We start from the raw sequence: 13,796 nt of genomic DNA on the forward strand, positions 1-13,796 counted from the left end.
AATTTAGTTTAATTGATAGGATAAATGTGGGGTTGTTTTTCTTTTTGTGCAAGCGCTTTTACCTCAACATTAATACATCATTTTTGCTAGAGAAGTTTTTTCAAAGAAAAACCAATTGGCATTTTGGGACAAAAAGTTAATTTTTAGGCTGTGTAACTAATTAATTACCCAAGTTAAGTGTCTAATTTACACTAAGGCTTTTGTAGGGGTGAAAAAATGGATATGAGAGGTAATGATGTAGTGTTTTTAACGTAATGAAGTTTAAAAATCTACACAATATCATTTTTATGCAAACGTTCCCGACGTTGGTTCAGCTTTGTTTTCTTTTTTGGAGTTATAATTCCATCAAGAATTCGGTTAGGTTTTTATCGTGTGGTACTTCTAATTTTTTACGCAAGCGATAGCGGCGAATTTCCACACCTCTTAGGCTAATATTCAGCAATGACGACATCTCTTTACTGCTCATGTTCATTCTTAAGTACGCGCAAAGTTTTAAGTCATTCGGCACTAGGTCGGGATGTTGTGCTTTAAGCTTTTTGAAGAAACTCTCATGAGCTTCATTAAAGCTATTTTCGAATAAATGCCAGTCCCGCTCATCATTCATTCCATCGTTAATTACCTTTTGAATTTTTTTAGTCTGATCGTCTGAAAGCTTTTTGCCATTTTCGTCTTTCAACTTGGCAATTTCATCACTGAGTTTTTGAAGCAGCTCATTTTTATAAACCAAGGTCATAGCAGAGTTGGCAAGTTCCCTATTTTTGGAGGCTAGCTCTGCCTGTAGCTTTTCTGTTTGCAGCTTTATGATTTGCTTTTCGTTTACTTCAGCCTCTTGCTTGAGAATTTCATCCTGCTGAGCTTTTAATCTCTCACTAATTTTATGACTATCGCGTTTCAGCTTTGCTTCATACAGCTTTTTGCCCACGATTAATACCACCACAAATAAAATTAAGTATAAAACAATAGCGATGTTGCTCAGATACCAGGGCCGGAGTATGGTGAACTCGAAAGTGGTGATCTCGCTGATCGAAGAATCATTGATTTTTGCCCGCACCTTGAATTTATACGTGCCGCTGCTCAGGTTGGTAAAATCTTTTTGGGTAGCTACACTCCAATCCGACCAGTCTTTGGAATATCCTTCTAAATAGTATTGAAATTTGAGCTTTGCCTGTCGGTAATAAGGTAGGGAAAAAGAGATTCTGATATTGTTCCTGTTGTTTGGTATCTCGGTTTTTTCATTTTGATTGCCCGTTTCGCTAATGGTGAAATACTTGTCGGTGATGTCTTCAATTCTTCTTATTAAAACCGCTGGTAGTTTCCTCTTACCAGGGGATTGACTAAGCATATTATTGTAAATGACAAAACCATCGTCAACACTGATCAGATAAATAGAATTTCCTATCTGGCTGATGTTTTCATAGTATTGAACCATCCTGCCATCTAAAAGGCTAAATTGATTGGAGTCAATTTCTATTTTCCCTGGTTCGGAAAAGTTTACCAATGAGGTTTTGCCATGATCGATAAACCAATACTTTTTGTTGCCCGCACTAATAATTTTGTTTGAAGTAGAAAATGAGCCGAGGCTTTTATTGAGTACATCATACAAAGTAAACTTATTACTCAATTGGTCGTAAGTGTAAAATCCTTTATCGGAGGAAAATACAATTCTATTCTCCAGATTGAAAATATTCACGTTATAGTTTCCTGGTAAGCCATTTTGTTCATCGAAATATTTTACGCTGGTTACTTTGCTAAAAGCGCTGTTTAGGGTGAGTTTGTATAAGCCTTTATAGGCATGCGCTACCCAAATATCGCCTTTGTTATCTTGTTCAATAAACCTCGAGGGTTCTGTAAAGCCTAAAACTTTACTGTCAAATTGCAGTCCCGAAGGGGTATTTTGATAAAGAGATAACCCGACATAAGTTCCCTGGATAAAATAGTTGGGGTTAGAATGAAGTTGTTTGATGGTCCAACCTCCACTTACCGAGGAAATCCAATTGATTTGATCGCCTAAAACTTTAAAAGTACCGCTATTGTGCCCACAAATTAATTCGTTGTTAACGATAGCGAGATCCCAAACCTGCCCTTGCGAACTCGGGATAAGGCGAAAATTGAAAGGGGTTAATTCGTTGTTTTTAGACCAATTGCTATAAAACAAGCCCTGGTTAGTTCCCAGATAAATTTTATCCTTAAAAATGATGCTGGAGTAAACGGTTCCGAACTGTCCGGTTTTATCGAAATAGAAATATAGTGGGGAGTTTAACTCAATGCGGTCGATCCCATTATCTAAACCCGTCCAAAGATTTTGCTCATTATCAGCAAAAATACTTAATACCGTATTGTTTTGTAATCCGCTGGTTTTATTGATGCGTTGCACTACCCGCCCATTCTCATCAATGATTATTAAACCGTTTAAAATGGTACCGTAAGCATAATATTTACTTAAAAGCTTTACGCCATTATTCAGTTGATAAGTTTTAAGGTAATCATTTGCTGGCGTAATAAGAGGTGCAAAATCTTTGCCATCGAAAGTAAATAAACCGTTTTTACTGGTGCCGATAATGAAACCTCCATTTTTATAGGGTAATATAGATAACACACCTTGTTTACCTAATTTTTCACTATTTGGAATAAACTTCAATTGGTTTCCTGCTAATTCAAATAAACCTTTATCAAGCACCTCAATGATGAATTTGTTATTTACCTGATGTAGAAAGAGAAAGGAAGATGGTGCTTTAATGATCTCAATTTTCCCGTTCTTATAAATGAATATCCTGGAGAAAGATTGAAAAATAACCCGATCTCTATCTACATATATTTTCCATATTTCATCACTTACTTTATTGTCTTTTGGTAGGAGCGGGGTGAGTGATTTATATTTTAACTTATTGTTGGAGTAAGCCCAGTATCCAAATTCTCCAAAAGCTCCGGTATATATTTTTCCACTATTATCAGCCGCTACCGAACGAACAATTTGTCGGTTTGGCATCTGGTACTTTTGCCAGTATTTGCCATCGAAAGTTAGCAAGCCCTCAGCATTTCCGAAGTACATAATGCCACTTTTATCCTTCGCAATGCTCCAATTTTGATTGCCTGATGCGTAAATCAATTTTGGATAATTTTCGATATACGGCACCCCAATGCTTTTGATCTCTGAAGCATAGCTGATTTGGGCAAACAGGGAAAGGAATAATAAAAGGCAAAAAAATCTATGCATATATAATGGATAATAGCACAATAATAGAAGAGTCGAGAACAAAGGTAAGGTTGGCTAAAAAAGACCTAAACCATTGACTCCCAACTCCCAGTTAGTTAACCCTAACATTAGTGCCTTAGCTTGTTACTGTAACTATCAAACAGCCAAGTTCAATACCATTGAAAGTGCCTTCAAAATATTGTTCAGGCTTGGAGTTTATCGCTAGTAGCCGAACTCTTAGTTGGTTGAAGCATGATAACATTGTCATTTTGCACTACCAGTTTTTGTTGACCAAACTATTGATATCGGAAGCAAAAATACTTTTTAATATGTGAAATAGAAAATTTATAAAGTGGAGAGCAGATATTGGAAATTAAACTCGTATATGTGAATTACCAAAGTGTCACTTAAGCGTTTCTTATTTTAGTAATTTACCACAAATTATTAGCCCACTCCTATTCTGAACTGCCAATGCTGTAGCCATATTAATTGTGCAGATTTTTGATTCGTTAAGGGGTTTTTGTATTTAGGTTTTGAAAAAAAATCATCCCTATGATTAGTAATTGTGATTTTCTTGAGAAGAGACAAAATACTTCCTTTAGAAAAGGTTCATGCAAAGATCGCTGCTCTTTTGTTTGTGTTTATCAAATATTATATTTTGTGACCATATTTTTGCGGTACCAATTTCACATTCATTTTTAATATCAAAATAAAGCGTATTTTTGCGCCTAAATACTAAATTAATGAGGCTGGCGATAAATGGTTTCGGGAGGATTGGGAGAACATTTTTGCGTTTGGCATTGGCCGAGGGTTTCGATGTGGTGGCAATTAATGATTTGGCTGATGCTAAGACAATGGCACATTTATTCAAATATGATAGCGTGCACGGGGTTCACTCAAGTGAAGTTTTTGCCAAGCCAGATGCAATTGTTATCGATAAAAAAATGGTCCCTGTTTTCGCAATTAAAAATGCTAACGAACTGCCATGGTCGGCGTTAAGGGTAGACTTAGTAGTGGATTGTACCGGGAAAAACTTAAGCCTTGAGGCTGCTCAAAAACACCTCATTGCGGGCGCCAATCAGGTGCTTATTTCTGCACCCGCTGCAGATGAAATACCGATGTTGGTTTTAGGGGTTAACGACGATAAAATCGATTTAACTAGTCCCATTCTTTCTAACGCAAGTTGTACCACAAATAACATCGCGCCAATGATTAAGATTTTAAATGATAATTGGGGTGTAGAAGAAGGATATATCACCACAATCCATTCCATGACAGGCGATCAGAACCTGCATGATTCCAACCATAAAGATTTACGAAGAGCAAGAGCAGCATCATCTTCTATCATCCCAACTACTACCGGGGCGGCAAAAGCTATTACCCATATTTTTCCAGAATTAGAGGGACGTTTAGGTGGCGCGGGTATCAGAGTGCCTGTTTTAAACGGTTCACTTACGGATTTTACTTGTCTCCTGAAGAATAAAACAACAATCGAAGAAATCAATCTAGCTTTTAAACGAGCTTCTGAAAATGAATTCAAAGGAATTTTGGAATACACTGAAGATCCAATTGTTTCAGTTGATATTATTGATAACCCGAACTCCTGTACTTTCGATTCTTTGCTCACTTCCATAGTAGGTGATATGGTTAAGGTGGTAGGCTGGTATGATAATGAGTACGGTTACAGTAGCAGGTTGATCGATGTGGTGAAGAAGATTAGATCTTTACGAGATTCTGCATAAGTTTTGAAATCCTTGGATGAAACTCTAGCATTACTTATCTCTAGATTTTTAAACGCTTTTTTACCACTATAGCAGTGTTTTAACATGAAACTAGATGCCATTATTTGGGTGGGTTGAAAAACACTGAATTTGCCTAAAAACAGGAAAAAATAATTCAAGCACTTTTTAAAAGTGCAGATTTTTGAAAAATGATCGTCATTTCGTTGATAATATTATATGTTCGAAATTGTTGTCTTCCTAGTCGCTGAAAAGAAAACTTTTAGCAAATGGCAGCTCCCAGATTTTGACTTCCTTATTGAGGGTTATATTCAGATTTTTTAAAAGCTTCAAAGGCTTGCTTGAAACCGAAGTCCTTACAAGGTGCACCGCTTGGCCAAATGAGCTTGAAGGGCTGAATTTTAGACTTTAATGCTAAAATTTATCTGTCGGTGTTGATGCAGGATTCTTATTTTTGCGTTAATTTTGAATGCACTGTCAAATGCTTTATTAACTTTGCAAACGTTTGCGAGGCTTATTCAATATCATCTTGACACCTGATATCTGCTACTCGCAACTAATGAGCTATGGTTAAATTTATTCTTCCGGAAGAGGTTCTGCCCTTGAGAAGTTTGGTCTTAAGGAATGGAAAACCTTTGGCCGAATGTGTATTTGAAGGCGACAGGAATTACGATACCTTCCACCTCGGTTATGTAGAAAATGATGAAATCAGGTCAATTGCTAGCTTGATGCGGAACGATTACTTCCCTGAAGAAGGAGAGGGTTACCAGCTGAGGGGTATGGCTACTCATCCCGATTTTGGGTGTAGAGGATATGGTGCAGCATTAATTAATTTCGCGGTAGAATACATGAAAGAATATCAAACCATTTATTTATGGTGCAATGCCCGAAGCAGTGCTGTAACATTTTATAAAAAATTGGGTTTTATAAACGAGTCGCCAGAATTTGATATACCCGGAATTGGCTTCCATTACGAAATGAGACTAAAACTAAAATAAATATAAACATGAAAACGATTGACCAATTAGATTTCAAAGATAAAAAAGCACTAATCAGAGTAGATTTCAACGTCCCATTGGATGACGATTTTAAAATTACCGACGATAAAAGAATGCGTGCTGCTTTGCCTACTATTACTAAGATTTTAAACGATGGAGGATCGGTGGTGCTAATGTCGCACTTAGGCAGACCAAAAGATGGTCCAACCGATAAATATTCTTTAAAGCATATTCTTGGCGATTTGTCTCGCATGCTCGATCTTGAGGTTAAATTCGCCGATGATTGCATTGGAGAAAGTGGGGTTAATCAAGCGAAGAATCTTTTCCCAGGAGAGGTTTTATTATTAGAAAATTTACGTTTTTACAAAGAAGAAGAAAAAGGTGATGTCGCTTTTGCAGAGAAGCTTTCGAAATTGGGTAACGTATATGTAAATGATGCATTCGGGACTGCGCACAGAGCACATGCGTCAACCTCAATCATCGCGCAATTTTTTCCTGATGCAAAATACTTTGGTTATTTGATGGCTTCTGAAGTAAAAAACGCCGAGAAAATTTTAAATCATGCTGAACGTCCGTTCACAGCTATTATGGGCGGTGCCAAGGTTTCAGATAAAATTTTATTGATTGAAAAGTTATTGGATAAAGTCGATAACATCATTATTGGTGGTGGGATGGCTTACACCTTTGCTAAAGCGCAAGGAGGAGAGATTGGTACATCATTATTAGAAGCTGATAAACAAGAACTTTCTTTGGAGCTTGTAGAAAAAGCTAAAGCGAAAGGGGTCAATTTAATTCTTCCTGTTGATACCGTAATCGCTGACAAATTTGCCAATGATGCTGATAGGAAAGATGTAGATTCTGGTCAGATCCCAGCTGATTGGATGGGATTAGATATTGGTCCAAAATCTATAGCTATGTTTCAGGATGTAATCAAAAACTCTAAAACATTATTGTGGAATGGCCCAATGGGTGTTTTTGAAATGGAAAACTTTCAGGTAGGTACAAAAGCTGTTGCAGATTCGGTTGTGGCTGCAACGAAAAATAACGGTGCTTTCTCATTAATTGGTGGTGGCGATTCTGCTGCGGCAATTGCTAAGTTTGGCTTAGAAGACGAGGTGAGTTATGTGTCAACTGGCGGTGGCGCGTTGTTAGAGTATATGGAAGGTAAAGAGTTGCCAGGTGTTAAGGCGATAAACGAATAAATAATAAGTATTACCTTATGTGAAAGGTTCCCTCGATTTAACGGAAGGCACTAAAAAAGTAGATATAAAATGGTCTGCGAATAGAAAAGCGGATGAATAGCTCTCTAAAGTTGTTCATCCGCTTTCTTTTTTAAGGCATTTCATTTTTCTTATTTGATAACGAACTTTACCTTCGATATTGAGAATTGGGGAACATTGTTAGTTTTTCCACGGAAGATTTTTTGAATTAACATCCTTTTTTTTTAGAATTTGAGAATTCTTTTAAGATTAACCACGAATTTCGTAAGCGCACCTTGCATTTTCATGCTTTCCAGGCCACAGAAGTTCGCTCTGCCATATCCATGAACATTTTTCAATTCACTATTTTTGGCCTCAATTTTATAGCTGTGTTTCGATTTCTATTTGAAGTATTTGCTCTGTTGAAATATTTCCTGTTCTTTATGCTCACCTGTTTTTATTGCGACCGAATACGTCCTGCTTTTGGCTTCCGGTTTGTAGCAGCCATGTCTTAGCGGGCATACTTTGCATTTTTCGATATTGAAATATTAGGTCATTAACTGATTGCTCTTATCTACCTTTTTGCCCTGCACCTGTTTGTACATAGCCAGGTGCCCTGCAGGGCATACAAACATATCAGCGTCTTTATTATAATCGAACTTTTCTTCCTCTTTTCTGGTGCCATAGGTAATAGTAGGGTTCATCTTGGCAACTATCCTTACTTTATTGCCATTCACATCGCTGAGCTTGAGATTATTCTTCCCGGAATAGGCTGCATCACCTATGATGGTAACTACCTCCATTCCATTGGCCTGGGCCTCGCTCAACAGCTTTGGCAGTTCAGGACCAGCTCCCTTTTCTGCTGAAGTAACAACAGCAGCAGTTATAATGCGCTCCTCTGTCATTGCTAAATGAGTGTTGTAACCAAAAAAACTGCTATCGGCTGTTTTGTGACCGATCCTCGCATCCACATCTTTGGATATTGCATAATTCTCCTGGTTATCTTCAACTGTTTCCTTCAATAGGTTCAGTTTCTTCCTTACTGCTGGGATTTCGCTTAATGCTTCATCAGACTCGATAAGTTTTTGTAGTTTACTGCAGTGTTCTAATATATAAAACTCAAATCTATAAGCTCATTAATCTTGCGCAGTAAGTTCTCTTTGGGGATAATCAGCGCATAAAGCCTGAAAAATTCACTAAACTGGATTTTTTGTTCTGAAGAAGTATCTCAAATCTTTTTTCCAAAGGACTTTTTCAGTGCCTTCATTCTCTCGAAGGAGCCTTTTTATTCGCTCACTGAAACCCTGTTTTTGCTAATCCAACTGCCAGCTTTACTCAGTATCAAAATTTATATCTCCAGGTGTGCATAGTTTAGTTCTTGAAATTAATGTGATCGAAACACAAATTCAATAAACTAAACTGTTTGACATGAAAACGAAATTAAATTTTAAGTTATTAGCCATACTGATGGTAGTGGCATTTTTTACATTTTTAGGTTGCAAAAAAGAGATTGCCCAACAAGGATTAAAAGGTGAGCCTGGCATAGCAGGGCCTGCAGGCAGTACGGTATTAAGTGGAAATGGTGGGCCAGATGCCACATTAGGTAAGCTAGGTGATTTTTATCTAGATCTAGCCGCAGGTAACTTTTATGGACCAAAAAAGGTTGAGGGATGGGGAACGCCGTTTTCGATGAAAGGGGCCGCTGGGCTACCTGGGGCTACCGGGGCGACTGGAGCAACAGGAGCCGCTGGCGCAAATGGTACTAACGGCACTAATGGAGCGAACGGTGTGCCAGGAAGTAAAATCTTAAATGGAACAGTTACTCCAGCTGCTGATTTGGGTGCAGTGGGGGACTATTACCTTGATAAGGTAAGCTATAATTTATATGGGCCGAAAACAGGAACAGGCTGGGGTGTTGCGCTTTCACTAAAAGGAACAGCTAATGTAATTTACTCTGGCTGGAATTATGCCAAAAACTTTAGAGATACTACAATTGATGCTTCATTGCTTCGAATCGGCGATCTTATGGCGCCGGCATTAACCACCTCAATTTTGAACTCTGGTTCGATACAGGTTTATTTGGATTTCGGTGGAGGTGTTTATCCTTTGCCATATACTTCCTATGCCGGCTCAAAACTCAGTACCATCAACTATATGCCAAGATTGGGTAGGTTTACATTTACCCGCTTCACTGCAGATAACACTAGATCAGTTGCGCTATCTACATTACTTCAATATCGCTATGTCATTATTCCTGGCGGTACTGCAACAGCAGTTGCCAAAGAAAATAAGCTTGATATGAAAGACTATCAGGCGGTAGCCAGATTTTACGGTATCGGCAACTAGATTACAAAAAAGGTTCGCTCTCATTTTCGCCCTGATTACATCCGTAGTCAGGGCTTCTTATTTTGTAAGGGATAAAAATTATCAGCCAATATTCAGTCAAGCTGGTTGGTCATTAGAAAATCTTAACGGGATTATAAATTCAATTATCAATTCTCGTGTGCTTTTTTTGTAACTTCAACCCCTCATGAACTGGATTGATGTATTATTTCTCCCACCGAATCATATTTTTTAAATTTCTTTCACTTCAGTGTTGCTAGCTTGTAATAGCCTAATTATCAGTTTTTAAGGTTTTTATTTATTAGACTAATGTTTGATTTAGTCTCATTTGTCAGGTTAAATGTAACAAAAAGGATGTGGAAAACTTTTTTGTGGTAAAAAGTGGTAAAAAGTGGTAGAACTATTTACTTTTACACTAGATAAAAAGTGTAGATACCACTATGACCCAACTTTTAGGAGAATTCGATTGTAAACTTGACGCAAAGGGACGCCTTATGGTACCCGCTGCGCTTAAGAAACAATTGCCTAATTCGGAGAATGAGGGTTTAATCATCAACCGTGGTTTTGAAAAAAATCTTGTTATCTATCCAAAAGCTGTTTGGGATGCTGTTGTTGCTGATCTTGCCAAGCTAAATATTTACGACGAAGAGAACAGGAGATTTGTAAGGGCCTTTACTCGTGGCGCAACAGAGCTTTCGCTTGATGCTGCCGGACGTGTTTTGTTGCCGAAATCTTTGGTGGAATATGCTGGCATTGGTAGTGATTTGGTTTTAGCATGTCAGCTGGATCGAATTGAGGTTTGGGATAAAAAATCTTACGAAGATATTTTTGACGATGTGCCGGCCAACTTTGCAAGTTTAGCTCAAAAAGTAATGGGCGATAAGAAAGGAGGTGTTGATGGTGAATAATTACCATGTTCCTGTAATGTTGCAGCCTTGTATTGATGGGTTAAATATTAAGCCAGATGGTGTTTATGTGGATGTTACTTTCGGTGGCGGCGGCCATTCGAAGGAAATTTTAAAACATCTTGGTCCGAAAGGAATTTTAATCGCTTTCGATCAGGATCCGGATGCGCAGGCAAATATCGTAGCTGATGATCGATTCATTTTCGTTGACCAGAACTTTGGTTTCCTGAAAAATAATCTTCGTTTAAAGGGTTTTCGTCAGGTAGATGGTATTCTGGCTGATCTTGGTGTTTCTTCACATCAGTTTGACGTGCCGGAGCGTGGTTTTTCCATCCGTTCTAACGCCGATTTGGATATGCGTATGGATCAACACCGCGATCTTAGGGCCGCACAGGTATTAAACACTTATTCTGAAGAAAAGCTTCATAAAATATTTGGGATCTACGGGGAGGTTAAAAACGCCAGATCATTGGCTCGAGCTATTGTTACTGCCCGCCTTGAGAAGCCTTTTACCGATATCGATAGTTTAAAATCAGCCATTTCAGAATATATCCCGAAAGGTAAAGAAAATAAATATTTAGCACAGGTTTTTCAGGCGCTGCGTATAGAGGTAAATGCTGAAATACAGGTTTTGGAAGATTTTCTTCTGCAAGCTTCTGAGGTGTTGACGACAGGAGGTCGCCTGGTTGTGATGTCTTATCATTCGTTGGAAGATAGGCCGGTAAAAAACTTCATGGCCAAAGGTAAATTTCAAGGTGAGGTAGAGAAAGACTTTTTTGGTAACCAGCAAAAGCCATTCAATGTAATTACCCGTAAGGCAATTGTGGCTACGGAAGAAGAGATTGCGCAAAATAATAGGGCTCGAAGTGCGAAACTTAGAATAGCTGAAAAAATATGAATAGGTTCAGAGAGGAGATAGAGGAAGAGGAAATAGGGCCTGAGCCGGAATTAAAAGCGGCGCCTAAAAGACCGAAAACAGCAGAAGAGAAAATGGATAGTAATTCATTTATCAGTAAGCTTTTTAATGACGGACTGATATCAAAAGAGGCGGCCACTGATGCTTTACCTTATTTGTGTTTTCTGGCATTTTTAGGAATGATATACATCGCCAACAGCCATTTTGCGGTAAACAATGTGCGTAGTATTGACAAATTAAATAAGGAAGTGAAAGAATTGAGATGGGAGTATAAATCTTTGAAAGCGGAGCTGATGTTTAAAAGCAAATTAACAGAAGTAGCGAAGAAGGTAGATACCCTTGGTATAAAGGAACTAATTGAACCACCAAAAAAAATAATTGTTAAAAGCGATGAATATTAGAGCAAACATCTTGCTTCGTGTATATCTGGCATTTGGCTTAATTGTGCTTTTTGCTTTTGCAGTATTTCTGCGTCTGGGTCAGGTGCAGTTTGTGCAAGGTAAAAAATGGAAGGCCATGGCCGATAGTCTTTCTACTCGTTATGTAAACGTAGAGGCTACTCGTGGCAATATTTATTCAAACGATGGTAGTTTGTTGGCAACATCTGTACCCGAATATGAACTTCGTATGGATATGTTCGCAGGTGGAATTGCCGACGATAAGGTTTTTAATGAGAAGGTTGATTCATTAGGGATGAAACTGGCGCAAATTTTTCAGGATAAATCTGCAAAAGATTACGCCCGTTATTTGCGAAAAGGTCGCCAGGATAGTGCCCGTTATTTGCTGATTCACCGCAAAGTAGGTTATTCAGATTTAAAAACCATCAGAACTTTTCCCTTGTACAATATCGGGAAATTTAGTGGAGGTTTAATAGCTGTTCAGCAAAATAAAAGAATTCTGCCTTTTCAGGCTTTGGCTGCCCGTACCATCGGCTATAAAAATGAGAACGTTGCCAATGGAGTGGGATTAGAAGGTGCTTACAAAGAGTATATCAACGGAGAAACTGGTAAAAGATTAATGCAGCGTATTGCCGGCGGAGTTTACATTCCAGTAAACGAGGAGGCAGAGGTTGCGCCTAAAGATGGAGCAGATATCATTTCTACCATCGATGTAAATATGCAGGATTTGGCTCAAAGCGCTTTGGAGAAACAACTCATCAAATTCGATGCTGATCACGGCGTAGTGATTGTAATGGAAGTAGCAACGGGTGAGGTTAGGGCAGTTGCCAACTTTTCAAAAGTCGAAGAAGGCGTTTATAAAGAGAAATTTAATTACGCAATTGCCGGAAATCAGGATCCGGGTTCAACTTTTAAGTTGGCATCATACATGGCGCTGCTTGAAGATGAATTGATCGATACGAACATGATGGTGGGTACCGGAAATTACAAGATTCCTGGTCACATGATCAAAGATTCGCATGGAAGTATTGGTGTAGTAACTGTTAAAAAAGCTTTCGAACAGTCATCAAACGCGGCTATCGCTTATTTAATCAATAGTAAATATGGCGCAGATCCTAAAAAGTTTACAGATCATTTATATGATTGGCATTTAAACGAAAAATTACAGTTGCAAATTCCTGGTGAAGCAAGGCCAACGATTAAAAATCCATCCAACAAAAGCTGGGGTAAAATGACTTTGCCGCAAATGGCTTATGGTTACGAAATGGAACTAACGCCTTTAAAAATGCTTTCGTTTTACAATGCGGTAGCTAATAATGGAAAGTATATCGCTCCGATTTTCGTAAAAGAGATCAGGCGCCTGGGCAATCCAATTGAACAGTTTAAAGCCAGGGTAATTAACGAAAAAATTTGTTCTGACGTTACGTTAAGCAAAGTGAAAAAGATGCTCGAAGGTGTGGTAACTGATGGAAGTGGTAAACAATACGTTCATAACCCACTTTACAAAATTGCTGGAAAAACCGGTACTGCTCAGGTTGCCGATGCAAATAAAGGTTACAAAGCTAAAAAGCAGTATCAAGCTTCTTTTGTAGGTTATTTTCCTGCCGATAAACCTAAATATTCTATGATCGTGGTAATCAATGATCCTCGAGGTGGTTATTATGGTGCATTGGTTTCAGGGCCAGTTTTTAGAGAGGTTGCTGATCGTATTTACGCTAGCGACATGCAAATGTACAACGATGTACCTACGCGTCTGGTAGGCAATACAGGCAATCCACCAACAAAAGCCGGACAAAGCAAAGCCACTCAAAAAGTATTCAAAGCATTTGGTTTTAAACCGCTTTTTGCATCAAAATCTGAATATTATAACATCGTTGATACCAGCGCAGGAGAAGTTTTTCAAGAGAATACGGAACGTAAAGGCATAATGCCAAATGTTTCGGGAATGGGCTTAAAAGATGCGCTTTATCTTTTGGGAAATGCAGGTTTAAAAACAAAAGTGATTGGGTCTGGAAAGGTAATCGCTCAATCCATCACCGCCGGTACAAGGGTTGGCAAAGGTTTGGGCGTACAAATAGAATTGAATTAAAAAAAAACAATGAATG

Annotated in this window: 9 protein-coding genes and 1 pseudogene; 8 read left to right on the forward strand and 2 right to left on the reverse strand. The window is 38.3% G+C overall.

Annotated features, from left to right (window positions below; all coding sequences use genetic code 11):
* Positions 1-334: 334 nt before the first annotated feature.
* Positions 335-3,214, reverse strand: a complete 2,880-nt coding sequence (locus tag OQZ33_RS06305) for a triple tyrosine motif-containing protein (RefSeq protein WP_265798205.1) — start codon at positions 3,212-3,214, stop codon at positions 335-337.
* A gap of 722 nt (positions 3,215-3,936) precedes the next feature.
* Here OQZ33_RS06305 and gap point away from each other — a divergent pair.
* From gap to OQZ33_RS06320, 3 genes are all read left to right on the forward strand, one after another.
* On the forward strand, positions 3,937-4,935 hold the full coding sequence (gene gap, locus OQZ33_RS06310) for a type I glyceraldehyde-3-phosphate dehydrogenase (protein WP_265798206.1): 999 nt from the start codon (positions 3,937-3,939) through the stop codon (positions 4,933-4,935).
* 563 nt (positions 4,936-5,498) lie between these two features.
* A complete protein-coding gene (locus OQZ33_RS06315; RefSeq protein WP_265798207.1) occupies positions 5,499-5,930 on the forward strand; it encodes a GNAT family N-acetyltransferase in 432 nt (143 codons plus the stop codon).
* An 8-nt stretch (positions 5,931-5,938) separates the two neighbouring features.
* Positions 5,939-7,132, forward strand: coding sequence for a phosphoglycerate kinase (locus OQZ33_RS06320; protein WP_322975018.1), 1,194 nt, complete (start codon positions 5,939-5,941; stop codon positions 7,130-7,132).
* A 242-nt stretch (positions 7,133-7,374) separates the two neighbouring features.
* Here OQZ33_RS06320 and OQZ33_RS06325 read toward each other — a convergent pair.
* Positions 7,375-8,238, reverse strand: a pseudogene (locus OQZ33_RS06325) (transposase); the annotation flags it as partial.
* Between the two features lie 319 nt (positions 8,239-8,557).
* Here OQZ33_RS06325 and OQZ33_RS06330 point away from each other — a divergent pair.
* The 5 genes from OQZ33_RS06330 (at position 8,558) to OQZ33_RS06350 (ending at position 13,780) form a co-directional block, all read left to right on the forward strand.
* Positions 8,558-9,475 carry a hypothetical protein gene (locus OQZ33_RS06330; protein ID WP_265798208.1) on the forward strand — a complete coding sequence of 306 codons (918 nt, stop codon included), beginning with the start codon at positions 8,558-8,560 and terminating at the stop codon, positions 9,473-9,475.
* A gap of 437 nt (positions 9,476-9,912) precedes the next feature.
* Complete coding sequence (gene mraZ, locus OQZ33_RS06335; protein WP_265798209.1) at positions 9,913-10,380, forward strand: division/cell wall cluster transcriptional repressor MraZ; 468 nt, start codon at positions 9,913-9,915, stop codon at positions 10,378-10,380.
* Entirely contained in the window at positions 10,370-11,275 is a 906-nt protein-coding gene (rsmH, locus tag OQZ33_RS06340; protein ID WP_265798210.1) for a 16S rRNA (cytosine(1402)-N(4))-methyltransferase RsmH, read from the forward strand. The genes mraZ and rsmH overlap by 11 nt, the downstream gene beginning before the upstream one ends.
* Complete coding sequence (locus OQZ33_RS06345) at positions 11,272-11,694, forward strand: FtsL-like putative cell division protein (RefSeq protein WP_265798211.1); 423 nt, start codon at positions 11,272-11,274, stop codon at positions 11,692-11,694. The genes rsmH and OQZ33_RS06345 overlap by 4 nt, the downstream gene beginning before the upstream one ends.
* Positions 11,684-13,780: a penicillin-binding protein gene (locus tag OQZ33_RS06350; protein WP_265798212.1), complete on the forward strand. Its 2,097-nt coding sequence runs from the start codon at positions 11,684-11,686 to the stop codon at positions 13,778-13,780. The genes OQZ33_RS06345 and OQZ33_RS06350 overlap by 11 nt, the downstream gene beginning before the upstream one ends.
* The last annotated feature ends 16 nt before the right edge of the window (positions 13,781-13,796 follow it).

The sequence above is a fragment of the Pedobacter sp. MC2016-05 genome (genome assembly GCF_026239735.1).
Lineage (GTDB): Bacteria > Bacteroidota > Bacteroidia > Sphingobacteriales > Sphingobacteriaceae > Pedobacter.

Bases quoted from the DNA above. Each gene is read 5' to 3' on its own strand.
- OQZ33_RS06330 (WP_265798208.1), top strand. From the start codon at position 8,558: ATGAAAACGAAATTAAATTTTAAGTTATTAGCCATACTGATGGTAGTG.
- mraZ (WP_265798209.1), top strand. From the start codon at position 9,913: ATGACCCAACTTTTAGGAGAATTCGATTGTAAACTTGACGCAAAGGGA.
- OQZ33_RS06305 (WP_265798205.1), bottom strand. From the start codon at position 3,214: ATGCATAGATTTTTTTGCCTTTTATTATTCCTTTCCCTGTTTGCCCAA.
- gap (WP_265798206.1), top strand. From the start codon at position 3,937: ATGAGGCTGGCGATAAATGGTTTCGGGAGGATTGGGAGAACATTTTTG.
- OQZ33_RS06320 (WP_322975018.1), top strand. From the start codon at position 5,939: ATGAAAACGATTGACCAATTAGATTTCAAAGATAAAAAAGCACTAATC.
- OQZ33_RS06345 (WP_265798211.1), top strand. From the start codon at position 11,272: ATGAATAGGTTCAGAGAGGAGATAGAGGAAGAGGAAATAGGGCCTGAG.
- OQZ33_RS06350 (WP_265798212.1), top strand. From the start codon at position 11,684: ATGAATATTAGAGCAAACATCTTGCTTCGTGTATATCTGGCATTTGGC.
- OQZ33_RS06315 (WP_265798207.1), top strand. From the start codon at position 5,499: ATGGTTAAATTTATTCTTCCGGAAGAGGTTCTGCCCTTGAGAAGTTTG.
- rsmH (WP_265798210.1), top strand. From the start codon at position 10,370: ATGGTGAATAATTACCATGTTCCTGTAATGTTGCAGCCTTGTATTGAT.